This is a genomic window from Rhizobium sp. BK008 (assembly GCF_014197345.1).
Classification (GTDB): domain Bacteria; phylum Pseudomonadota; class Alphaproteobacteria; order Rhizobiales; family Rhizobiaceae; genus Rhizobium; species Rhizobium anhuiense.
Window position 1 is genome coordinate 573,424 of sequence record NZ_JACIFK010000002.1, and the last position, 22,771, is coordinate 596,194.

The following is a 22,771-nucleotide window of genomic DNA, read 5'->3' on the forward strand; positions in this document are numbered from 1 at the left end:
GCACGATCCAGCTCATCAACTCATCCGATTTTGTCCTACTACTCGCAACACTTATCGCATGGCACTTTTACCGGGAAGTCATCAAAGGAAAAGAAACATGCATATCATCGATCGGATCTATATCGACGGCGCGTTCGTCAAGCCCACTGGCGACCAATGGGCGCCGCTTTTCAATCCGGCAACCGAGGAGCAGATCGGAACTGTGCGGCTTGCAGACGCAGTCGATGCAAACCGCGCGGTTGCCGCCGCCAAACGCGCCTTCCCGGCCTTCTCACATACAACCAAGGAAGAGCGGATCGACATGCTGAACCGGCTGTATGCCGCCGTGTCAGCCCGTACCGACGATCTCACTTGCGCCATGCGCGAAGAATACGGCGCGCCATCGTGTTTCATCGACTTTTCCGCTCCACGAGCAGGTACCGTCTTTCTGGACATGGCGAGAACGCTCAAGGATTATGAATTCCGACGCCGCGCCGGGAGCGCCGACGTGGAGATGCGGCCCTCGGGGGTTGCGGTGGCGATCACGCCCTGGAACAGCAATTACAGTTTTATCTGCGGCAAGCTCTCCGCCGCAATTGCAGCGGGCGCAACCATGGTGATCAAGCCATCCGAAATGAGCGCCCTCCAGACGCAGGTGATCACTGAATGCCTGCATGCTGCCGGTCTTTCCAATGGCATCTTCAATATCGTTACCGGGTATGGAAACGTCGTCGGCGCGGCGCTAACGACCCACCCCGACGTGTCGAAGATAACCTTCACTGGTTCCACGGCCACTGGCCGCAGCATCGTTCAGGCCGCAGCGCCCACCATGAAAAGGGTCACGATGGAACTCGGCGGCAAGAGCCCCAGCATCATTCTGGATGATGCCGATCTTGATATCGCCATCCCGCAGGTGCTGGCGGCGGGATTCCGCAACAGCGGGCAGGCCTGCATTGCCGGCACCCGCATCCTCACTCCTCAAAGCAGGTTTGGCGAAATCGAGGAGCGTCTCAGCCACGCGGTCAGGCGCTTCAGGGCTGGAAATCCCGCCGACGAACAGGTCCAGGTAGGCCCGATGGTGAGCCAGAAGCAGTGGGATCGCGTACAAAGCTATATCCGTTTGGGACAGGAGGAAGGCGCCAGACTGCTGGCAGGCGGCGAAGGACGTCCGGAAGGGCTGCACCGCGGCTGGTTCGTACAGCCAACGATCTTTACCGGCGTTCGCAACGATATGCGCATCGCTCGCGAGGAGATCTTTGGGCCGGTCCTCTCGCTGATCTCTTACCACGACGAAGCAGACGCCATCTCCATTGCGAACGACACCGAGTACGGCCTGCAGGCGCACGTTTTTTCCTCCGATATCGAGCGGGCGAAACGCATCGCAAACCAGATCGAAGCAGGGCGCGTGTTCATCAACGACGCGCCGCATGATCCGCTGGCACCCTTCGGCGGCTTTAAACAGTCGGGCTTCGGGCGAGAATTCGGTGTTTTCGGGCTCGAGGCTTTTCTCGAACCCCGGGCCGTACTGTCATGACGAAAGTGAGCCACAACGACGGTGCTGCGCGGGATGATAGTCAGTTAGCGCCGGATTCCGGCATGGCGGCCAGCTCTCCCAGGCGCTGTTTGCCCTCCAGCGCGGCGAACGTCATCATTCGGTCCGGACGCTACGAGTAATCGCTGAGGTGGCGTAGGGTGCTGCCACAGGCTCCACCCTACGCCGGCCGCCTCTTCGCTCTTTGGAAAATCTATCTGCTTACTGAGCGCAAGCCTGACCTTGTGGGGTCGCGTCGCTCAAGCCACCCTGAGTCTGGACGGAGCCCGAAGCGGTTGAGCTAGCAGGATCACTTCCGCCGCTGCAACCGCCCGGCGTGGTCGCCCCCATTGATCCGTTGGTCGTGCTGCCGGTGGGGGTTGGATCGGAGGTCATTGGCTGCATTGTCTGGACATTGGCACCCCCATCGGTACCGACGGCATTGGGTTCCATCATGGTCCCAGCTCCCATGCCGGACTGAGCAAAAGCGCCCGTGGCCATTCCAGCCGCTAGCAGAGACGCGACGATGAGCTTGATATTCATTTTTCATTTCCTTCGTCGGTTACGTTGCGGCCCTCCAACATCCAGATCACTGTTCTGTTCCCCGATTTTCTAAAAATCTAAGGAATCGATCGCGTACCAAGGGGACGCGTGCTCCAAAGCGAAAGAAGATCAGTGCGCTTCACCCATGGCCACCGGCCCCTGCGACGTGCAACCGGTGCTGGGATATAGGCATGGTCCAAACTGGCGAACGAGTCTTTACCACACTTGGATCAGCGCCTTTACCGCCGCCATGCTGATGCCCAACCCGCGAGCGAGCCCAGGTTCGCCGCCGGGGAAGCGCCATTGGATGGTCGGACTCTGAGCTGCCCTTTCCCGAACCGGCGCAGCCGATCCGCCACGCGATTGGCGGTAGCGCAAACTTCCTCGCAACGTCACTTTTTACCTGCTGTCAATGCGCCGGTGTCATGTTTCCGAAGGTTAACAACGCACCAGGGGTGCTTGCTCACCAAGGTCGTTGCGGATGGCCGTAGCAGCAACCCCGGCCTGCCCCATGGCGTTGCTGATCTGGTCAAGACCGGCGACGACGTCTCCTGCCGCGTAAAATCCTCGCACTGTGGTCCTCTGGTGACTATCGACGGTAACGCACCCTTCTTCCGATAGCCTGGCGCCAACTTGTGATGCCAGTTCCGAACATATGTCGGATCCGAGAGCCGCATATAAGGAAGCGAAGGAATAGGTTTCCGTGGGCGTCGTGATGCGCATCATATCATTGTCCAGATCGCTCGAGGCTATGGGGCCGACCTCCATTCTTATTCCGAGGTGGGCCAAGGACGACGTCTCGGCTTCGGACAGATCATGTACGCCCTCGGGCGATATCAGAGTGAGATCCTTCGTATAACTTCGAAGGAAAACGGCCTCCTTGAACCCCTTGGTTCCAGTTCCGAGAACACCAACGGGCTTGTCTGTCACCTCATAACCGTCACAGACGGGGCAGTAGCGCAGAAGGCCGCGAGCCACGGCTTCATCATGAGTTGCCTGTGGCATCGCAGGCGGTCGGTTGACGACTCCTGTTGCCAGGAGTACGGCCCGAGAGCGGATGCTGCCGTTCTCGAATTCTGCCACGAACAGGTTGTCGACTTTATGCAGCGCTGTGATCTTGCGGCATCGAATGGCTGCCCCATAGAGCTGAGCCTGGGCATTCATTCTCGCCAGCAGCTCAGTGCCGCTGACGCCGCACGGGAATCCGGCGTGGTTGTGTGACATAGGGATGATGGAAGCCCGGCTGGAATTATCGTGGAAGACCGTCACCGAAAGATGGTAGCGCGCCAGATAAATCGCCGCGGTGAGGCCAGCCGGACCGCCCCCGATGACCAAGCAGTCTTTTAGTGCGTCTCCAAATGCGGTGGTCATCATCCCATTCTCATCCTATTGGCCCCGACCGGGATTACTCGAATGTTGGACGTCATTGCCGACCTCGGGAAACGACGATGGCTCCATTCTCCGCTCACACCATTCGCGATGCCGTTGACATCCACGCGATGCTGTCGAGAACAACCCTGATCAGCGCCATCACGTTAGTTTCACATCGAACCCGGATGGATTTCCGGCCCTTTTTTATCGGCTGAAGCGATCAAGGTTCCCGGGAACAAATGGGCTGACAACAGGTTGGGCGACAATGAGCGACGCCCCCTCAGGTTACTGGGCTCAGTTCACGGAATGTTATCGAATAACGCAGCTCTGCGACTGGCGGGATGGAATGCTCCCACACGGTTCTGGCTTCGCCCGCCATCACATAGGCCGATCGCGGTTCGAGCGTGATCGAGCTACGCTGCCACTTGCTGCCCTGCCGCCGTCTTAGCCGGAAAGTGCATGCAGATAGCAGCGAGACTCCGACGACCCGACCGAAGACGAATTTATCCCTGTGCCAGCCGATCGGAGCTCCGGGACTATATTCGGTTACCAAAGTCTGTTCCAACCGATCGGGGTCGAGGCCAGCAAATGCAGATACGATTTTGCGAAGCGGCAAAAGAAATAGCGGAATATCTTCGCTCTTTCGGACACGCTGTGTATCAAACTCGTATTTCCAGCCGTAGGAGACCGTCCTGCGTTTGCCTTCGAATCCGTGGAAATCGAAAGCCTTGAACGGCAGTTGTAGCATCTTTTCCAGGATGGACTGCTGCAGATCGTCGGGGACCACATCCGGCGAATAGCGAAATCCGTCCGGCAGGGACGGTTGGACTGCACCAAAGAGGTCATGCTGTTTCATCGTGCTCATGTAAAGTTCTCGTATTTGCCTCCGCAGTGACCTTACGAATTTTGGCGTCGCGATGTCGTTGACAGTGGTTCACACAACGATCCCTTCCGACGGCGGAATCCAGCATGCTCCGGACTCTAGGAACGCCGGCCGGCGCAGTGTGTTCCTCGTAGTGGAGAGGCGTGGTCCGCCTGCGCCCTCCGAAGGATGTCCACGGTTCATTTAAAGCGCGCGATCGACGGATGGCACATCGCAATTGGGTTGACCGGTCCGGAACAATCCGGGCCGCTCAGAGTTGGCGCGCCATGCCCTACGTGATCGAACTTCTTCTTCCAGTCCCGCGCGAGCGCCCTAGCTTGGTGAGCGTTGGCACTGTCCGTGATGAACTCGCCGCAAAATTTGGCGGCGTTACCTTATATGTGAATTCACCCGCGGAAGGCTTGTGGGAAGACGATGGAGAGGTTGAGCATGACGTCATCGTTGTTGCCGAAGTCATGACTGAAAGTCTCGACCGAACTTGGTGGGCGGCATACCGAAAACAGCTTGAGGCTCGTTTCGATCAGGAGGAAATCGTGATCCGAGCCACGCAAGTCCAGCGTCTTTGAACCCATGTCCCGCGGTGAGGCCCATGATCTTGCACGCATTTGACGATTTGAGATCAGCCCAACCGATCTGGCGGCTGCTCGGCGGTTTATTTTCCGTCTCACAGCATTTCCTCGGTTTCATACAAGCCATCGCTTGAACGCTCGTCTGGGCAACGCCCGCTGGCGCTCCCTTGTTGCCGCCATCTAACCAAAGCGAAATCGGTGTCCCCGCCTGATTTCGTTGAGGCGGCAGCATGAAGGCGATGATGGTATTTACGCGACTGCTATGAAATCATCACTTGCTAAAACAAGCAGCGATCTTGAGACGGGCCATCAGGCCGGTGCGTCGATCAGCTCTAAAAGCCGCTTGGCGTTCTTGATCGAATAGCCATCGCGATCGTTGTTGAAATAGGCCCACACGGTCTTAGCGCCAGACAGCTTGATGCGCTCCGCCCACACCGTCAATTCGGCATCGCTGTAGTCATGGCGGTACCATTGTTTGATCCCATGGAACCGGATGTAGATGTCGTCGGCTGTCCGAACAAGCTCATCCGGCAACCGGGGACCGCTGCATGAACAGAAGATCGCGCCTGCAGCTTGAAACGCACTATAAACGTCCTCATTCCACCAGCTCTTGTGACGGAATTCGACGACGTTCCTGCGACGGGGATCCAGCTGCGACAAGATCATTTGCAACATGTCTGTGGAGTAGCGGACGCTCGGTGGAAGCTGAAACAGAAAACATCCCATCTGCATTCCAAGAACGTCTGCGACGTATCCGAAATCTTCAATGAGGGCGTGGGTATCTTCGAAGCGTTTGATATGCGTGATGAGCTCGCACACCTTGATCGTATAGACGAAGCTCGGCTCGGCCTGACGTTTCCATGTCTTGACAGTTGCCACCGTCGGCCAGGAATAAAATGGGGCATTGAGCTCGACGGTCTTGAAATTGTGCTGGTAGATCGAAAACAATTGATTGGAGGGAGCGTCGGTCGGGTAAAAATGGCCCTTCCAGTGCCAGTAATACCACCCGGAACAGCCAATATGGACCCGCCTGGCGACATTGCCATCGGAGCTGATCACAATCAGCGGATCGCTCGCCAGACGGGCTATATGCATTTTAGCGGCGCGCGCAATATTGGCCTCGCGCTGCTTTTGGCGGCGCTCGGCGCGCCGTGCCCGCCGACTTTCAATCTCTTCAGCAATGCGCTCTACCATTCGGTATCCGTGTGAAGGTCTTTCGGCCTCGGCTGCACCGCCAACCGTCCTGCGATATCTCTTCAAGCGCAGCAGAAGCGACATATCCCTGATGTTCAATTGCGATATCGCCGAGCAAAATAATGCCTAAAGCTCACCTTCATTGGTGAAGACTGCCAGCCGCCGCATCTCGGCCGTCTCGGTGATATCGTCATCCTTCCAGGCAACTTTCAACGGCGTAATCTCGTACCTTCATCGAACTCTTCCGTTTTTTCTGACGGCTAGCAGCGGTTTCCACCCCCGTAACTCCGACAAAGGGCGTGAGTTCCGGCCTACGCAGGTCTGTTCAGCGATTTTCCGTGATGGGCTGGACGCGGCTGCAGAAAATGGCTACCCAGTTCGCCGCGCCGTCGGCGTTGTCCTGCACCACAGGAACTTGCCATTGTGTCTAGCATGCCGCGTTCGCGCAGCGCTGGCGAACAGGAAGCGCAGGAGGGTGGCCGCGAGAATGCCGACTACGATCGCCTTGCACCTCTGCGAGGCCTCGAGGCCGGCCGCGGCGAGACCAATGACCACGGCGTAGAGCTGAACCCAGACGACATTCTTCGTCCCCCCGTGCAATCGACAGGACACGAGCACATCGGCCGCTCGTTAACATCTACCGAAAGAGCGATAAAGCAATCGGGAAGACGCTATTTAAGGAAGGGGTTGCCAGGGCGTGGAGCCCGGAGCGGCGGATTGATTGATATGGCTAATGATCTTTTGCGCAGGCAATTTGAGGCCGAACATGACCCGCATAGGGGTAGCACTCGACCTACGCCGGTCACGCGCGATAGTCGACGTAGCATTGAAGTAGCCGGACGCGCGGGTGCGCTGCTGATGAAAACAAAGGCTGCCCGTTCCCGGCGCCGCGCTGGTCAGACTCAGGCGATCAGGGATGCGCTCTGCGCTTACGCTGCAGCTGGTTGTGGTGGAGAGTCCGCAATTTAGAAAGCACGCCTCCGTTCAAAGGTAAGCTCGCGAAAAGAACACCGTTGTCGTCAAAACGGCGACCGCGACGGTTAGAACCCTGACGGCCGGCGATGGCAGCCTACGTCCGATATGCGCTCCGATCCACCCGCCGATAATGGCCCCGACCGTCATGAAAATGCACTCCTGCCATACAATTGCTCCGGCGAGTACGAAGGTGACTACGGCGACCGCATTTGCGCCAGTTACCATCACCATTCTTGTCGGATTGAGGCTCTTGATGTCCCCGCCCCCGAGCGCGCTCCATGCCGCAAGCATCATAAGGCCCACTGCGCCGCCAAAATAGCCGCCATAGAGACCGAGAAAGAACTGAACCGCTGCGAAGGCCAGAATACTCGGGCGTGCCTGCGTCCGGAGCTTGGCGGTGAGCCTCGGACCGACTGCCAGCATCACTGTCGCCATCAGCAAAAGCCATGGCAGTATTCCATCGAAGATCCTGGATGGGGTCAGAAGTAACAAAATGCTTCCGGCCACTCCACCGACCATTGTCACCATAGCGATTGGAACGACATTGACGCCGCACACACTCGTAACGCCGTCACGATAAACCCACGAGCTTGCCATACCGCCGGGAAACAAGGCTAAAGTGCTTGTCGCATTTGCGGCTACCGACGGCACTCCGACCGATATCAGCGCAGGCAGGGAGACGAACGACCCGCCGCCCGCCAACGCATTCATGCTGCCTGCTAACAAGCCAGCCAGGAAAAGAAGAGTAATATCGTACATGTTCAGCTCGCCTTAGCACCTAAGCTTGAGTTCGCGACACGCTTGTCGAAAACCGGCGCCCGGGCGGGTTGAGGGGCACCGACGCTTTACAGCGCTCCCGGTGACGGGGCAACCCTGGCCATCATGTCAAATCGCCCATGTTTCGCATCTCCTATGGCGACATCTTGCTCGCTACTCGCGTGACCCTATTTTACCCGGGCGGATCGAGTCAGCATAGCGCTTCCTGGCCGCGGCTCAGGGGTATCGTGTGAGTTGGTTCGGCATTGCCATCATCGCGACCGTAGCGCTGGTAGCCCTATGGGCTCTGGCAGCAGCATCAAGCTATGCCGGGTTTCTGAAGCGGGTCCAGAAAATCGATTCCCACGTCCTCAAGATTGCCGCTGCCGACACCGAGCTTGATCGATACGGCGCTGGGCTGTGCCACAAGCGGGAGGCGGCAAGCGGCCTCGTCCTGATCACCTCCAACCTGGACGCGTTCGCAGCCAGGCTTCTAGCGGCCCGTTCCGCCGGGCGCAGCCTCGATCTCATGTACTATATGTGGAATGCGGACCTGACCGGAATGCTGATCATGCGGGAGGTCGTCGCGGCGGCCGACCGTGGCGTACGTGTGAGGATCCTTCTCGACGATCTCGGCGTCTCCATGTCAGACAAGATCTTCCATGCGATCGACTGTCATCCGAACATCGAGCTGCGGCTCTTCAATCCCACAAAGGCACGTGAGCATATCCTACGTCGCGGCCTCGAGATGGCTTTGCGGCTCCGAAGCGTCAACCGTCGCATGCACAACAAGGCATGGATTGCCGATGGCCGGATCGCGATGGTCGGGGGGCGCAATATCGGCGATCCGTATTTCGATGCCGGGGAGAACGCTAACTTCAGGGACTTCGATCTCTTGATGGTCGGTGAAGCCGTTGCGAAGACGGAGCGGCTGTTCGACGGCTACTGGAACAGTTCGGTTGCCGTGCCCGTGCGTGCACTTCTGTCACGCAGAGCTAACAAGCTGGAGAAGCTCCGCCGCAATATGGAACGCCTTCATTTCGAACAGCGCGCCCAGCCATATCTGGATCCAGTTCGCGATGAAACATCGCTGACGCATATCGTTGCCGAAGACCGCTACATCTGGGTCCACAAACTCGACGTTCTGGCAGACCCCCCCGAAAAGGCGGCCGGGAAGCTGCGCAGCGGGCAAAACACGCTGATGGGAACGCTGCTCCCGGTCATCACGGGCACGGCCGAGTTCATCCATATCACCTCGCCGTACTTCGTTCCCGGCGAACGCGGCGTCGAGGCGCTGACGAAGCTACGCGACAAAGGAGTAAAGGTTTCCGTTCTGACGAACTCGCTTGCAGCCACCGATGTTGCCGCAGTTCACGCGGGATATTCGCGCTACCGCCCCGCCCTGTTGAAAGCCGGCATTGCGCTCTTTGAGTTGAAATCGATTGCAGACATGGGAACCTTCTCTTTGCGCGGTTCCAAGCAGGCCAGCCTTCACACGAAGGCCTTTGCCAGGGATGGCAAGTACGGCTTCATCGGATCTCTCAATCTCGATCCGAGGTCCGTATCCTTAAACACCGAAATGGGTGTCCTGTTCGAGTCACAGGAACTTGTCGAGCGAATGGACGCGATCTTTGCCGTAGAAACCGATGCGGATTTGAGCTATCCCCTAACGCTCGAAAAGGGATCCGTGCGGTGGCTTAAGGTCGTCGACGGGAAAAATACTCTCCTCCGAGACGAGCCGGATGCCGGGATTGCCCGGCGCGCGACCGCTTGGCTGATCAAGTGGTTGCCGCTCGAATCTCAGCTATAACCGTGACGACTGGTCTCGTCATGAGAGGCCAAGCTGAGCTGTGAGAAGCTGCTCGGCACGAGACAACCCGATCGTAGGGGAACGTGGTCTTGGCCGTAAGCGAAGCATTCATCTGGATCGAAGCCGGCAAGACCGATCGGGTCGTCAACAATCCGGCGCATGATTACCCGCGTGCGCTTTGGCCATTCGCCATCCCGACCCGCGCTATTTAGTATCCCCGGCGTCTGGTTTGTGTGCGTCCTGTTGGTCGGCGAAGATCGACCATGAAGCGATAAACAAGGCGGCAATCAGGGGTCCAATGACAAAACCATTGATACCGAAGAGCGAAATGCCGCCGACCGTTGAAATCAGCACCACATAATCGGGCAGCCGCGTCCCCTGGCCCACCAGTGGAGGACGCAGCAGGTTGTCGATTAGCCCTATGACAAATACGCCGACGAGAACCAGGATCGATGCTTTCAACCAGGCACCCGTGAGGGCTAGCCAGATGGCGGCTGGAACCCATACGAGAGCTGCTCCTATTGCGGGCAGCATCGACATGAACGTCATCGTGACGCCCCACAAAAGGGCCGCCTCGACTCCCAGGGCCCAGAATGCCACGCCACCGATCGTTCCTTGGATCACAGCAATGATGATATTCCCCTTGACGGTTGCCCGAACAACAGCGGAAAACTTGTCGCGAAACTGTCGGGTATAGTCGTCATTCAGAGGGATTGCATGTCGGATCGACCGGCCGAGGTCAGCCCCATCCCTGAAGAGGAAGAAAAGCAGATAAAGCATGATCCCGAAGCTTATGAAGAAATGCAGCGTGTTCTGTCCAAAACTCAGAAGGCTCCCGGCGACCGACCGGCTTGCCTGTACTGCGCCTGATGAGATGTTGGCGCGAAGTTCCGCGAAGCCGCCGAGCTTCAATGAGTTCAGCCAGTTGTCGACGAAGCCAGGCAACGCATTCTGAATCCGGACCAAGTAGTCATTGAGGTCGATTTCGTTGCTGCTTATCCGTTGGTAAAGACTGGTGCCTTCCTGGATAAGGGAAACGAGAATTATCAACGCCGGCACGATGACGAGGCCGATGCATAGCAGCACCGTCAGCAGGGCAGCGATGCTGCGTCGACCCCCTAGCATCTGCGCCAGTCGCATGTGTACTGGAAAGAAGATGATCGCAAGGATCACTGCCCAGAAGACCGCCGCGTAATAGGGGATAAGCAGCCAGATGAACGCGATCGTCACCACCGCTAGCATGACATAAAAACTCGTACGTTGGATAGACATGTCTGCCTTGTTCGCTGGCCAGTCTCCACCGCCGTTGTAGCGGGATTATTGTTTGGCGAAAATTTCTCGTCGCAACCATAGCCGCGTCACCGCATAAGGCCAACGCGAATCCCACCCTGAGACCAACGTGGACCACCTGACTACCGCCATAGCCGCACCCGAGCCCGGAGGGAGCGGCACGCGGGCCACCGTCCGCCAGAGCGCTAGAAGTACGCGTCTCCAAGCCGTCACCAGGACCCGGTAAAGGCAGCCCTGGCCCGAGGGCTTATCGCGGAATGCCGCGATCGACTCCTGAGGCGTAAGCACATTTTTGAAACGCCTTCGACAGTCTCGGGAGCAAGCTGCGCCTTTTCGCCCATATGATGGACTGCGGCGCGCAGCCCCCTACGGATTGATGCTTTGACCCGCGCATATCCATTCGAAGATCCTGACGCATTCGTAAGGTCAACGACGAATACCCGCCAGCTGAAGAGCATGCTACTCCTCGGGCCGAGCCAGCACGAAATCGTGCTCTATCTGCCAGAACTTGCCTGAGAAACCGAGCTCGCTAGCGAGTACCGGATCCTCAACGTGCTGGAATTGGGCAAGCAAGCTCTCCTTCACACCGAAGACGGCGTCAGATTGGATGTACGGGTCGTCCGGATCGAAGATGTGTGTCGTGAGCGTCTCGAAGCCGAGGGCCTTGATGATGTAGTGCAGGTGGGCGGGCCGGTAGGGATGGCGACCGAGCGCGCCGAGCAGCTTGCCAACGGGTCCATCATCCGGGATCGGGTAATATTTTGGCTTCACCGCTCGAAACCAATAGCGGCCGTCGGCGCCGGTCCGGAACACGCCGCGAAGGTTGAAGTCTGGTTGGATCCCCTGCTGCTGCACGTCGTAGAAGCCCTCGTCATTGGCCTGCCAGACATCGATAACCGCATCGCCGATGGGTTGTCCCGCCGTATCAAGGATCCGCCCGCCGATCACCATGTCCTCGCCCTTGGCATCGAGGCAGATATTGGCGCCCATCGCCAGTTCCGGCGCACCCTCGACATGGAAAGGTCCGAGCACCGTGCTTTCGGATGCGCCCGACGGCTTGCGGTTGTTGATCGCATCGACCAGCATCGAGACGCCGAGAACATCCGACAGCAGGATGAACTCCTGCCGCCACTCGTTGCACATCTGGCCGGTGCGCGTCAGAAACAGGATCGCCTGCATCCATTCGTCCTGGTTCGGCTCGATCTCCTTCACTGCCTCGTGCAGCTTGCGGGTGACCACCCCCATGATCTGCTTCAGCCGCTGGTCCTTGGCGTTCTTGTTCCGGCCGGTGACGACCTCGACGGAGTTTTCTTCGGTGAAGAAGCCTTTCTCATGCGCGTCCATCACGATCTCACTTTCCAAGAATTGCTGTCAGCACGCGGCGCAGTTCAGTCGCGGGATCGTCGGCCATCGCCTCGCGCCGCCAGGCGACGTGGTGGTCCGGGCGGACCAGCAGGATGCCGCTGTCGCGAATTTCGCGGATATTGGCCCAGTCGCCGGTAAAATCCTGCCACGGCTGGCGGGGGCCGATGACATGGGCAACGATCTCAGTGCCGAATTCCTTGCCGAGACTGCGGGCCGCCTCGACCCAGCCCTGCCCGCCGATCCCTGTCAGCACGGCAAATTTGCCGTGACCGGTGAGGTCAAGCGTCGAAACCTTCTCGCCAGTGGCGGAGAAGACCCAGGCATGCGGCAGCCGCGCACCGGGCCAGCTCGTCTGCTGGCAATGCAGTTCCGGATCCTTGGTAAAAGCCGGCTCCACCTGCCCATCTGAAATCGCAGCACCCGAGCGGTAGCGGTGGTTCATCTCGACGCCGTGGCAATCGAATTCGTAGACCTTGTCGGCGATCGCCTTGCGGATCGCGGCGCGCTGCTCTTCGGCAGCCGTCGTGTTGTTGCAGCGCGCGTCCATGTTCTGCTGCATCTTCACCGGGTCGATGGAATCGAGCAGTCCGAGCGCCTTGAAGATCGGCCCGAACTCCTCAATCGACTTGTTGGCGCGGGTGACGATCTGCTTGGCAACAGGCGCGCGCTCGGCTTGATAACTGTCGAGAAGTACCGGGCCTGCGGCTCCCTTCAGGACGAAGGCAAGCTTCCAGGCGAGATTGAAAGCGTCCTGGATCGAGGTGTTGGAGCCGAGACCGTTCGAGGGCGGATGGCGGTGAGTGGCGTCGCCCATGCAGAAGACGCGGCCATTTGACATCGTCGTGGCGTACATATTGTTGACGGTCCAGGTCGAGACCGACTTGATGGTCATTTCGAGATCGGGATCGCCGACGAGGTCGCGTACCACTTTCTTCGCATGCGCTTCATCCACCTCAGGCGGCGGCTGGTTGATGTCGTAACCCCAGACGATCAGCCATTCGTTCCATGGTCTCACCATCCGCACCAGCCCCATGCCGATGCCGCCGACATCCGCACCCGGCTGCAGCACCCAGTAAAGCACCGATGGACGGTGGGCGACCAGGCGCGACAGATCGGCTTTGAACAGAATGTTCATCGAGCCGGCAACGCCCATCTTGCCTTCGAAGGTGAGGCCGGCATGTTCCGCAACCTTGGAATTGCCGCCGTCGGCGCCGACCAGATATTTCGAGCGGACGGTAAGTTCCTTGCCGGTCAATCGGTCGAGACAGGTGGTCGTGACCCCGTCTTCATCCTGTACATGGCTCAGATATTCCGTCGACATGCGCGACTGGCTGCCGCGCGAACAGGCCGTCTTGAAGAGCAGCGGCTCCATGAAGGTCTGCGGCAGGTCGTTCATATGGGTCGGCGACGACAGTTGATGCTCGGCGCGTGACAGCGGATGTTTGCCCCAGCTCTTCAACCGGCCGATCTCTTCGCCGGTGAGCGAGGTGCAGAAGACGTTCTCACCCATCAGGTCCTGCTCGGCCGCGAACATATAGGCCTCATCCTCCACGTCGCGGCCGAGATCGCGCAGCACTTCCATTGTGCGTTGGTTGGTGATGTGGGCGCGCGGCGTGCTGGCGAGCCAGCGGTAACGGTTGATCACCAGGTTCTCGACCCCGTAGGACGAAAGCAGCGCCGCGGTGGCGGAGCCGGCCGGGCCGGTGCCGATGATGAGTACGTCGGTGGTAATGTCAGCCATGAGGCCCTCCCTTATGCGTGAGACTGAGCGGCCCGCCCTTCAAGACGCGGCGGACCGGGAAAAGCTGGATGCCGGTGCGGTCGGAGAACAGCCCCCAGAGGCCGCGCGGCGCGAAAAGCATGATGGCGATGCCAAGAAGACCCAGCATCAGCAGGTACCAGGAGCCGTAATCGGCGAGGAGGTTCTGCAGCAGAAAGAAGATGATGACGCCGAGGATCGGTCCCTCGATCGTGCCGATGCCGCCGATCACCACGATAAAGATGACATAGGCCGTCCAGTCAGTGACCGAGAAGGCGGCATCCGGCGAGATCCGCGCTTTCTGCACATAGATCAGCGCCCCGGCGATGCCGGTGATGAAGGCGGTGGCGAGATAGACCAGCGTCTTCATCAGCCGCGCATCGACGCCGACGGCGCCGGCCGCTTGCTCGTTGTCACGGACGGCAGCAAGCCCAAGGCCCTGCTTGCTGCGCAGCAGCCCATAGATGAAGCCGATGGTCGCGACGACGAGGATCAGCGCCAGCCAGTAGGTCAGCGCGTCACCTGCCTCGGAGGCCTTCATGCCGAAGAGATCGCGCATTGCGCCGACGCCCATCATGTCGCGGGTCGCATCCCGGGGCAGCGAGGTGCCGGTGCCGCCGCCGAGCGCCTTCCACTGGGCGAGCAGCAGCCGCACAACCTCGGCCACGACCCAGGTGCCGATGGCGAAATAGGGGCCGTAGAGCCGGAAGGTGAAGAAGGCTGTCGGAATAGCGAGAGCGACAGAAAGCAGCCCGGCGATCAGGATGGCAACGACCGGGTCGATGCCGAACAGGATGACGCAGCCGAACATGGTATAGGCGCCAAAGCCGACGAAGACCTGCTGGCCAACCGAGATCAGCCCGGCATAACCGGCAAGCAGGTTCCAGTTCTGCGCCAGCACCAGCATGGTGAGGATGAAGAACAGGTCCTGGATGACGCCGCGCGAGACAATGAAGGGTGCGGCGAAGGCAAGCAGCAAGAGAGCAATCACTGCTGCGGCGGATAATGTCGATGCCCGGGTGCGTGTCTCGACGATGAAGGATGGAATGGCCATGGTCATCGATGCACCTCAATCGACCGCGCGCGGGAAAAGACCGCGCGGCTTGAACAGGAGAACGGCAAGGAATGCCAGATGGCCGGCAAGGATCTGCCATTCCGGATTGATTGCTGCACCCACCGTCTGGGCAACGCCTAAGATGATGCCGCCGGCAAGCGTGCCCCAGAGCGAGCCGAGCCCGCCGATGATCACCGCCTCGAAGGCGTAGATCAGCCGCGATGGCCCTGACGTCGGATCGAAATTGGCGCGCGTCCCGAGATAGAGGGCGGCGATCGTCACCACGACCATGGCAAGCCCCGTCGCCAGCGCGAAGATGCGGTGTGGCCGGATGCCCATCAACCCCGCGGTCACCGGATCGTCCGAGGTCGCCCGGAAGGCGCGGCCGACGGATGTACGATAGATCAGCTGGTTGAGACAGACGATGACGGCGACGGCCGAAAAGAAGGTCATCAGCGGCATGATGCCGGCAGTGGCCGGGCCGAGATTGACGGAGGCGCTCTCGAGACTGCCGGCAAAGACGCGGCGGCTATCGGCGGAGAAGCCTTCGAGCAGGCCATTCTGGATGACGATCGACAGGCCGAAGGTGACGAGCAGCGGCGGCAGAATGTCCTTGCCGAGCGTGCGGTTGAGCAGGAAATATTGCAGGCCCCAACCGATGGCGAACATCAAGGGCATCGCGATCACCGCGGCAACGAACGGGTCGAGCCCGAGTGTCGTCACCAGCACCAGGATCAGGAAGGCGGCAAGCACGATCAGGTCGCCATGGGCGAGGTTGACCAGCCGCATGATGCCGAAGACGAGGCTGAGCCCCGCCGCAAACAGCGCATAGAGCCCGCCGAGCAGCACGCCCTGGAGAATGGTATCAAGCCAGTTCATGGTGATCCGTCCCGAAATAGGCCTTGTGGATGTCGTCGCGGCTAACATCGGCGGCGCGGCCGGAGAGCGTCACCCGCCCTTCCATCATGCAGTAGACGCGGTCGGCCACCTTCAGCGCCTGGGCGATGTCCTGCTCGACGATGACGATCGAAGCGCCGGTCTCGCGGATTCGCGGAAAAGCGGCGTAGATATCGCGAACCACGACAGGCGCGAGTCCAAGGCTGATCTCGTCGAAGAGCAGCACCGCTGGATTGGACATCAGCCCGCGGCCGATCGCCACCATCTGCTGCTGCCCACCGGAAAGTGCTGTGGCCGCATTGTTGCGCCGCTCCTTGAGGATCGGGAACAGCGAAAAAACGCTTTCGAGCGTCCACGGCCCGTCGACCTTGCGGCCATAGTTGCCGATCAGTAGGTTCTCCTCGACGCTCAGCGACGGAAAGAGTTTTCGCCCCTCCGGCACCATAGAGATGCCGCGCGCCAGGATGTCGGGCGCCGGCAGCGCGCCGATCGGTTCGTCGCGATAAAGGATCGATGCCGGCGCATTGGTGAGCACGCCTGAAATCGAGCGCATCAGCGTCGTCTTGCCGGCACCGTTGGCGCCGATGATGGCGATGGTCTCGCCGGCGCCGACCGCAATATCGACACCGAACAGCGCCTGGAAATCACCGTAGGAGGCAGTCAAGCCTCTGGTTTCAAGCAGCGCCATCAGATCTCGATCCCCAGATAGATTTCACGCACATCGCGCGAGGCCATAATGTCCTCCGGCTTGCCGATCCCGATGACCGTGCCGAAATGCAGCACCAGCAGCCGCTCGACGACGGAATTCAGCGCATGCAGCACATGCTCGATCCAGATGACGGCAACGCCGCGCGCGTGAATGGCGCGGATGGTGGCAACCAGCGATCGGCATTCGCCCTCGGTCAATCCGCCGGCGATTTCATCGAGCAGCAGCAGCTTCGGTTCCGTCGCCAGCGCTCGCGCCAGTTCCAGCCGCTTGCGCTGCAGCAGCGACAGGCTTCCGGCCAGCACATTCGCCTTGTCGATCAGCCCTGTATCCACCAGGATTTCGGCGCAGCGGTCCGACACCTCGGCCTCGCGGCGCCGCGAGCCGAAAGCGCCGGCGACGAGGAGATTTTCGAAGACCGTCAGCTTCTCGAACGGCTGCGGGATCTGGAAGGTGCGGCCCATGCCCGACAGGCAGCGCGCCATCGGCGGTGTGCGCGTCACATCGCTACCGAGAAAGCGGATGCTGCCGCTATCGGCGGCGATATTGCCGGTGATCAGATTGAAGAGGGTCGACTTGCCGGCCCCATTCGGCCCGATAATGCCCAGCGCCTCGCCTTCGCCAACGGCAAAGGAAATCTGCTCGGCGACGGTCAGGGCGCCGAATTTCTTCGAAACACCATCGAGTTCGAGAATTGCCAAACCCATTCCTCCCAGAACAGGCGGGGCCTCAGGCCCCGCGCCAAAAATCAGGCGCCAAAAATCAGGCGATCGCTTCCATCTTGCCGCCGGCCGGAATGCTCGGCGCCGTCTTATTGTCGGTGATGACGAGATCGTAGCCGCCGCCGTCCTTCAACCGCCACTGGCCGCCGACGAGCGGCGTCTTGGCAATGTTCTTGGCGGCAAATGGCGGCAGGCCTTTGCCGTCCCAGGCGATCGGACCGACCAGCGTATCGAGCTTGGTGGCGGCAATCGCCTCTGCGACGGCATCACCATCCTTGGGGTCCCCGGCCCGCTTCATCGCATCCACCGCCAGCTCGAACAGCGCATGGGCAAAACCGATCGGCTGTGTCCAGGGCCTGTTGGTCGCCTTGGTGAAGGCCGCTGCCACCTCAGCCGCACTTTCCCCAGTCAAGGACGACTTGAACGGATGGCTTGGCGTCCACCAGACTTCCGACGACAGATTATGCCCGGCATTGCCGAGCGCCTCCACGGTCTGCGGGAAGAGCAGCGCCTTGCCGATCGAGGCGATCTTCGGGGCGAAACCCTGCTGCTTGGCCTGGTTCCAGAAGGTGGTGAAGTCAGGCGGGATCACCACGCCGGTGATGATTTCGCACTGGCCGGATTTGAAGGCGTTGATCTGCGCTGAGAAATCATCCGTCATGTTCTGGTAGCGGCCGGGGTCAATCAGGCCGTAGCCCATTCTCTCCAACACCGGCGGGAAGCCGACGACCTTGTCGCCCCAGGCATTGCCGTCGCCGTCATTGGGGAACAGGCCGCCAACCTTTTTATTGGTCTCGATCTGCGCCCACATATTGGTGAAGACGGAGATGACGTCCTCCAGACCCCAGAAGAAATGATAGGCATAGTTGAACGGTTTCCAGGACGTGGGGTCACCGGGATTGCCCTGCTGGCCGATGAACCAGGGCTGCCAGGGCGCGACCGTCGAAATGCAGGGCATTTCCTCGGCCTCGCAGGTGGTCGCCACCGGATTGGTGGTCTCCGGCGTCGAGGCGACGAGGATCAGGTTCACCTCGTCGGTGACGATCAGTTCCTTGGCGACTTCGGCTGCCCGGTTCGGATTGGACTGGCTGTCCTTGACGACGATCTCATAGTTGAGACCCATCGACTTGGTGGTTGCCAAGAAGCTGTCGATGACAAATTTGTCGGCCTCGCCGAAGGCGGCAAGCGGCCCGGTCTGCGGGCTGACATAGCCGAGCTTGATCGCAGCATCCTGTGCGATTGCGGGGGCGGTAAGCCCGGATGTAGCCGCCAGTGCCCCGGTGGCGGCCGTGGTCTTCAGAAAATCTCGCCTCGTAAACATGTTTCCTCCTCCCATTTTTCTCTCCTCCCAGAGAGCGTGGTGTCTGTCGTCAGCTCATGCCGGCCGCTTGCCCTCCCAAGCATCCTGCAGCAGGGCGCGAATGGATTCGCGGTCGATCGGTCTTGGATTCCAATAGGGATTTTCGGTGGCAATATCAGCGGCGCGGTCCAGATCGGCTTCGCTCAGACCCAGATCCTTCAGCGCCAGCGGCGAGCCGATTTGCCTGGCGAAATCCCAAAGCCCGCCGCCGACCGAACCGCCGAAGATATCAGCGACCGGCGCCAGAAGCTCCGGCACGGCGGCGGCATTGTAGGCGGCGGTGTGCGGCAGCATGATCGCATGCGTATCGGCATGCGGCGTATCGAAGGTGCCGCCCAACGTGTGGCAGATCTTGTGGTGCAGCGCCATGCCGACCGTGCCGAGCACCGTGCCGCAGAGCCAGGCACCGTAGAGCGCATCGGCGCGGGCCTCGGGAGCCCAAGGTCTGGCGATGATGTCAGCCAGGCTGGTCTTGAAGGCCCGCAGCCCCTCAGCCGCCATCAGCGTCGAAATCGGGTTGCGATCCCGAGCATAGAGCGCCTCGACCGCGTGAGCCATGGCATTCAGCCCAGAGGTGACGCTCATGCCGATCGGCAGGCCAAACGTCAGTGCCGGATCGTAGATCACCACCTCAGGCAGGATGCTCGCATGGCGCACGGTTGTCTTTCGCCCACCCTCCGTCTGGCCGAGGATCGGCGTCACCTCAGATCCGGCATAGGTCGTGGGAATGACGATCTGCGGCAGATCGGTGCGATAGGCGATGGCCTTGCCAAGCCCGGTGGTCGAGCCGCCGCCGAGCGAGACGATGCAATCGGCCTTCGTCTCGCGAACCACCTCCATAGCTTTTTCGGTGACATCAACAGGCGTGTGCATGACAGCGCCCGTAAAGACGCCGACGGCGCGCGAGCCCAGCCGCTCCGCCAGGGCCTCCGCATCCGACTTCTGATGCGGCGTCGAGAGGACGAGCGCCCCGGTGCATCCGAGCTTTTCCACCCATTCACAGGCGGCAGCGCTCTTGCCTTGGCCGAAGACGATATGGGCGGGGCTGCCGCTATAGATGAAGTCGCGGCTCATGTGTCGGCTCCCTGTCTGGCGCGGACCATGACGAAGGCGAGGTCGAGCCGCCACGTCGTTGCGCCCTTGCCTTGCCGCTCGCCCTGGCGCTCAAAGCTTCGCACCAGATCCGGCTTGACGCTGAAGATCGCGTCTTCGGCCAGATGCGGATCGCTGCTGTCATAGATATGCGTGGTGATCGTCTCGAAGCCCGGCGCTTTGATGATGAAATGAAGATGCGCGGGGCGGCGCAGCGGATAGCCCGCCTGTCGCAGGAGCTTTCCCACCGGACCATCGTCCGGCACGCCATAGCCGCAGGGCTTGATGGTGCGATAATGGAAATGTCCATCCGTATCCGTGCGGAAGCTGCCGCGCAGATTGAACTCCGGCTGCAGGTCCGGCTGCTGGTTTTCGTAAAAGCCTTGAGCATTGGCCTGCCAGGTGATGATCTCGGCATTTGCGATGGGATCGCCATCGAGATCCTGCACGCGGCCAGACACATCGACCGTCTCGCCGATGCCATCGAGAGAGATATTGCTGCCGAGCGCCAGTTGCGGAACGTCCGCGCGGAAGAACGGTCCGCGCACGGTGTTGGGGGTGGCCGCCTTCGGACGGCGCGAATTGATTTCCTCGACCAGTGCCGAAACACCGAGCAGATCCGACAGCAGCACCCACTCCTGGCGCCGCTCGTCGCTGGCATGGCCGACATCGGTCAGAAATTCGATCGCCTTGCGCCAGTCCGCCTGGGTCGGCCGCAATTCCCGGATGAGGGCATGAAGATGCGTCACCGCAGCCGCCAGAATCTGCGGCAGACTGTCGTCCTTCGAATGCGGAAGTCGTTGCGCGAACATGTCATGCGAGGTGGCCTCGCTGAAATGCAGCGCCGTCGGTCCCGGCGTCATGCGTCTCCTCCAGGGCATTGGCTGGTAGAGATAAATTAGCGCGAGATCAGGTTGCCCATGATGATTTTATTCCAGTTTAATATATCATATCGTTATGAAAATAGATGAACGACATCTGGTCCAACTGGCTGCGGCCGTCAAAACCGGCGGCGTCACCGAGGGCGCGGCCCTGCTCGGCCTTTCCCAGCCGGCGGTGTCGCGCACGCTTTCCATGCTGGAAGCGCGGATCGGCGAACCGCTTTTCATCAAGGGCCGCCGTCCGCTGCAGCCGACGCCGCTCGGCCGAGCCTTAGCCGACCACGGTCAGACCATGCTCTCGGCATCGCGCAAGGCGTCCGATGTCGTCGAGAGTTTTCGGGTCGGCAAGAGCGGCGTCGTGCGCGTCGGGGGCACGCCCTTCTTCATGGATGCGCTAATCGCCGGCATGATCGCCGAGTTCCAGAACCAGCATTCCGATGTACGTATCGACCAGACCTACGGCTATTTCCCGGACCTGCGCGCAGCACTTCACGCCGACCAGATCGATCTGGCCATCTGTCCGATCGATATTCTCGACGAAGGGTCCGGCCTGGAATTCCAGCACATCCTGCCTGGCCGCAACGTCGTTGCCTGTCGGGTCACCCATCCGCTGCTCATGAAGCGACGTCCACAGCCTGCGCATCTGCTCGACTTTCCCTGGGTCGCGCCGCCGCCGGGTAGCCCGCTTCTCGCCGACTTGCGCAGCATGCTCCTGTCGTTCGGCGCAACCGAAGTCAAGATCCGCTATTCGGGCGGCTCCCTCATGAGCGTCATCCACTATATGAAGGCGGCTGATGCGCTGACCATTATGCCGCACAGTGTCGTCTTCGCATTGCGCAACGACAAATCCATCACCGCCCTGCCCGTCCCCATCCCCCATCCGGAACGCGCGCTCGGTTTGCTGAAGCGCTCGGACGCACCCCGCACGCCCGCCGTCGATCACTTCGCTCGTCACATCCGCACGGGCTTCGATAACCTCAAGCACCTGATAAAGCGGCATGAGCAGTCAGTGGTCTGGGGCTCATGAACAATATGCAAGCACCGGCCGCAGGCAGGGCACTTCGGCAAGCTGAGACGACAAAATTCTCCAGCCGCTTATATGGAGCTAACGTTGCCGTTCGCGGTGAGAGCCCCAATGGTAGCTATCCCGTCAGGGATGCCTGACTTGATTGGAGCCGTGAACTGATAACCGCCATTTCGGATCGTCCGGAAAAGCGGGCCACTTTGGGTTTGACCAAGCTTGCGTCGCAGCCTGCTCATCAGGACGTCTATTGATCTGTCCACAGGCTCGCTCCTGCGTCCGTGTGACAGATCAAGCAGCCGGTCACGTGTTAACGGTCGGCCCGGCCTCTCAAGAAAGGCCACCAGAAGGTCAAATCCGGCCCCGGTCAACTCGATTTCCGGGCCAAGGAACTTGCAAACCCGCCGGGTACTTGTGTCAGCGATAAGTTCTGCGAAGTTGAAGACCTTGTGGGTGTCGGCGTCCTCGGCGTTAGCGGCTCGTCGCAGGACTGCCCTGATCCTTGCTACAAGTTCTCGCGAATTGAACAGCTTGCCGAGGTAATCGTCTGATCCGAATTCCAGAGCACAGATCGTATCTCTGCTAGTGCGGTCCCGGACGTCGGGTGCGAGAGAGATCAAATTGGAAGGAGTTGGCTTGGAAGGATGGTGAGCGTCCCGCTTGTCCAGCAATATCAGTCGTCAGCTCGCCGCGCCAGCTGTTTACTGGTATCAGCGACATTGGCCCATTGCATCGGCCTTCCAAATTGAGGTTACAGGGATAACGAGCAATGCGCTTCGGCCGGTCGATGCCGCCGACCAAAATAGCAATGGCAAGCACTGTTGCCAAAATCGGGACGTAGGGCCGGTACATTTTATCGGTCACTTTGGTTTGGCCTGACGTTGGGTCAGAAACGGATACCGCTTGCAATCTGAACAATAGAATAGCCGCGCGAATGCTAAGTGACGCAAAGCTCGAGTAAAGTTCGGTAAATTTGGATCTCGAATGTGACTGAAGTCGCGCGGCTTAAACTA

Annotated in this window: 19 protein-coding genes and 2 pseudogenes; 5 read left to right on the forward strand and 16 right to left on the reverse strand. The window is 60.0% G+C overall.

Features of this window, described 5'->3' with window-relative positions; all coding sequences use genetic code 11:
* Window positions 1–97 precede the first annotated feature (97 nt).
* On the forward strand, window positions 98–1,513 hold the full coding sequence (locus FHT69_RS14150) for an aldehyde dehydrogenase family protein (RefSeq protein ID WP_183905507.1): 1,416 nt from the start codon (window positions 98–100) through the stop codon (window positions 1,511–1,513).
* Between the two features lie 978 nt (window positions 1,514–2,491).
* Here FHT69_RS14150 and FHT69_RS14155 read toward each other — a convergent pair.
* Both FHT69_RS14155 and FHT69_RS14160 read right to left on the reverse strand, forming a co-directional pair.
* Entirely contained in the window at window positions 2,492–3,424 is a 933-nt protein-coding gene (locus FHT69_RS14155; RefSeq protein ID WP_127430153.1) for an NAD(P)/FAD-dependent oxidoreductase, read from the reverse strand.
* Window positions 3,425–3,704: 280 nt separating this feature from the next.
* Complete coding sequence (locus FHT69_RS14160) at window positions 3,705–4,289, reverse strand: alpha-ketoglutarate-dependent dioxygenase AlkB (RefSeq protein WP_097623369.1); 585 nt, start codon at window positions 4,287–4,289, stop codon at window positions 3,705–3,707.
* Between the two features lie 284 nt (window positions 4,290–4,573).
* Between FHT69_RS14160 and FHT69_RS14165 the strand changes: the two genes are divergently transcribed.
* Window positions 4,574–4,873 carry a hypothetical protein gene (locus FHT69_RS14165; protein WP_097623368.1) on the forward strand — a complete coding sequence of 100 codons (300 nt, stop codon included), beginning with the start codon at window positions 4,574–4,576 and terminating at the stop codon, window positions 4,871–4,873.
* A gap of 312 nt (window positions 4,874–5,185) precedes the next feature.
* Here FHT69_RS14165 and FHT69_RS14170 read toward each other — a convergent pair whose 3' ends face one another.
* From FHT69_RS14170 to FHT69_RS14180, 3 genes and pseudogenes are all read right to left on the reverse strand, one after another.
* Entirely contained in the window at window positions 5,186–6,070 is an 885-nt protein-coding gene (locus FHT69_RS14170; protein ID WP_097623396.1) for a DUF72 domain-containing protein, read from the reverse strand.
* A 444-nt stretch (window positions 6,071–6,514) separates the two neighbouring features.
* Window positions 6,515–6,628: pseudogene (locus tag FHT69_RS14175) on the reverse strand (TerC family protein); the annotation flags it as partial.
* Between the two features lie 426 nt (window positions 6,629–7,054).
* Complete coding sequence (locus tag FHT69_RS14180; protein ID WP_183905508.1) at window positions 7,055–7,804, reverse strand: sulfite exporter TauE/SafE family protein; 750 nt, start codon at window positions 7,802–7,804, stop codon at window positions 7,055–7,057.
* Between the two features lie 247 nt (window positions 7,805–8,051).
* On the opposite strand from FHT69_RS14180, the gene FHT69_RS14185 reads away from it, so the two are divergent.
* Window positions 8,052–9,611 (forward strand): phospholipase D family protein, encoded by a 1,560-nt coding sequence (locus FHT69_RS14185; protein ID WP_183905509.1) that lies wholly within the window; start codon window positions 8,052–8,054, stop codon window positions 9,609–9,611.
* 89 nt (window positions 9,612–9,700) lie between these two features.
* Window positions 9,701–9,823, forward strand: a complete 123-nt coding sequence (locus FHT69_RS34550) for a hypothetical protein (RefSeq protein WP_254955937.1) — start codon at window positions 9,701–9,703, stop codon at window positions 9,821–9,823.
* Here the strand turns inward: FHT69_RS34550 and FHT69_RS14190 are convergent.
* The 10 genes from FHT69_RS14190 to FHT69_RS14235 form a co-directional block, all read right to left on the reverse strand.
* Window positions 9,816–10,883, reverse strand: a complete 1,068-nt coding sequence (locus FHT69_RS14190; RefSeq protein WP_097623365.1) for an AI-2E family transporter — start codon at window positions 10,881–10,883, stop codon at window positions 9,816–9,818. The genes FHT69_RS34550 and FHT69_RS14190 overlap by 8 nt on opposite strands.
* 477 nt (window positions 10,884–11,360) lie before the next feature.
* Window positions 11,361–12,245 (reverse strand): intradiol ring-cleavage dioxygenase, encoded by an 885-nt coding sequence (locus FHT69_RS14195; protein WP_097623364.1) that lies wholly within the window; start codon window positions 12,243–12,245, stop codon window positions 11,361–11,363.
* A gap of 7 nt (window positions 12,246–12,252) precedes the next feature.
* Window positions 12,253–14,007, reverse strand: coding sequence for an FAD-dependent monooxygenase (locus FHT69_RS14200; RefSeq protein WP_183905510.1), 1,755 nt, complete (start codon window positions 14,005–14,007; stop codon window positions 12,253–12,255).
* Window positions 14,000–15,085, reverse strand: coding sequence for a branched-chain amino acid ABC transporter permease (locus FHT69_RS14205; protein ID WP_097623362.1), 1,086 nt, complete (start codon window positions 15,083–15,085; stop codon window positions 14,000–14,002). Before FHT69_RS14205 ends, FHT69_RS14200 begins: the two co-directional genes overlap by 8 nt.
* Window positions 15,086–15,094: 9 nt before the next feature.
* Complete coding sequence (locus FHT69_RS14210) at window positions 15,095–15,958, reverse strand: branched-chain amino acid ABC transporter permease (protein ID WP_097623361.1); 864 nt, start codon at window positions 15,956–15,958, stop codon at window positions 15,095–15,097.
* Window positions 15,945–16,664, reverse strand: coding sequence for an ABC transporter ATP-binding protein (locus FHT69_RS14215; RefSeq protein ID WP_097623360.1), 720 nt, complete (start codon window positions 16,662–16,664; stop codon window positions 15,945–15,947). The genes FHT69_RS14210 and FHT69_RS14215 overlap by 14 nt, the downstream gene beginning before the upstream one ends.
* A complete protein-coding gene (locus tag FHT69_RS14220) occupies window positions 16,664–17,383 on the reverse strand; it encodes an ABC transporter ATP-binding protein (protein WP_097623395.1) in 720 nt (239 codons plus the stop codon). The genes FHT69_RS14215 and FHT69_RS14220 overlap by 1 nt, the downstream gene beginning before the upstream one ends.
* Window positions 17,384–17,444: 61 nt before the next feature.
* The gene (locus tag FHT69_RS14225; RefSeq protein WP_028757987.1) at window positions 17,445–18,725 is read right to left on the reverse strand and encodes an ABC transporter substrate-binding protein; all 1,281 of its coding nucleotides are present in this window, start codon (window positions 18,723–18,725) and stop codon (window positions 17,445–17,447) included.
* A 54-nt stretch (window positions 18,726–18,779) separates the two neighbouring features.
* Window positions 18,780–19,838 (reverse strand): maleylacetate reductase, encoded by a 1,059-nt coding sequence (locus tag FHT69_RS14230; protein ID WP_097623359.1) that lies wholly within the window; start codon window positions 19,836–19,838, stop codon window positions 18,780–18,782.
* Window positions 19,835–20,719 carry a dioxygenase gene (locus tag FHT69_RS14235; RefSeq protein WP_028757989.1) on the reverse strand — a complete coding sequence of 295 codons (885 nt, stop codon included), beginning with the start codon at window positions 20,717–20,719 and terminating at the stop codon, window positions 19,835–19,837. The genes FHT69_RS14230 and FHT69_RS14235 overlap by 4 nt, the downstream gene beginning before the upstream one ends.
* Before the next feature lie 94 nt (window positions 20,720–20,813).
* Between FHT69_RS14235 and FHT69_RS14240 the strand changes: the two genes are divergently transcribed.
* A complete protein-coding gene (locus FHT69_RS14240; protein WP_183905511.1) occupies window positions 20,814–21,764 on the forward strand; it encodes a LysR family transcriptional regulator in 951 nt (316 codons plus the stop codon).
* Window positions 21,765–21,832: 68 nt separating this feature from the next.
* Here the strand turns inward: FHT69_RS14240 and FHT69_RS14245 are convergent.
* Window positions 21,833–22,336 (reverse strand): annotated as a pseudogene (locus FHT69_RS14245) (winged helix-turn-helix domain-containing protein); the annotation flags it as partial.
* Window positions 22,337–22,771 lie beyond the last annotated feature (435 nt).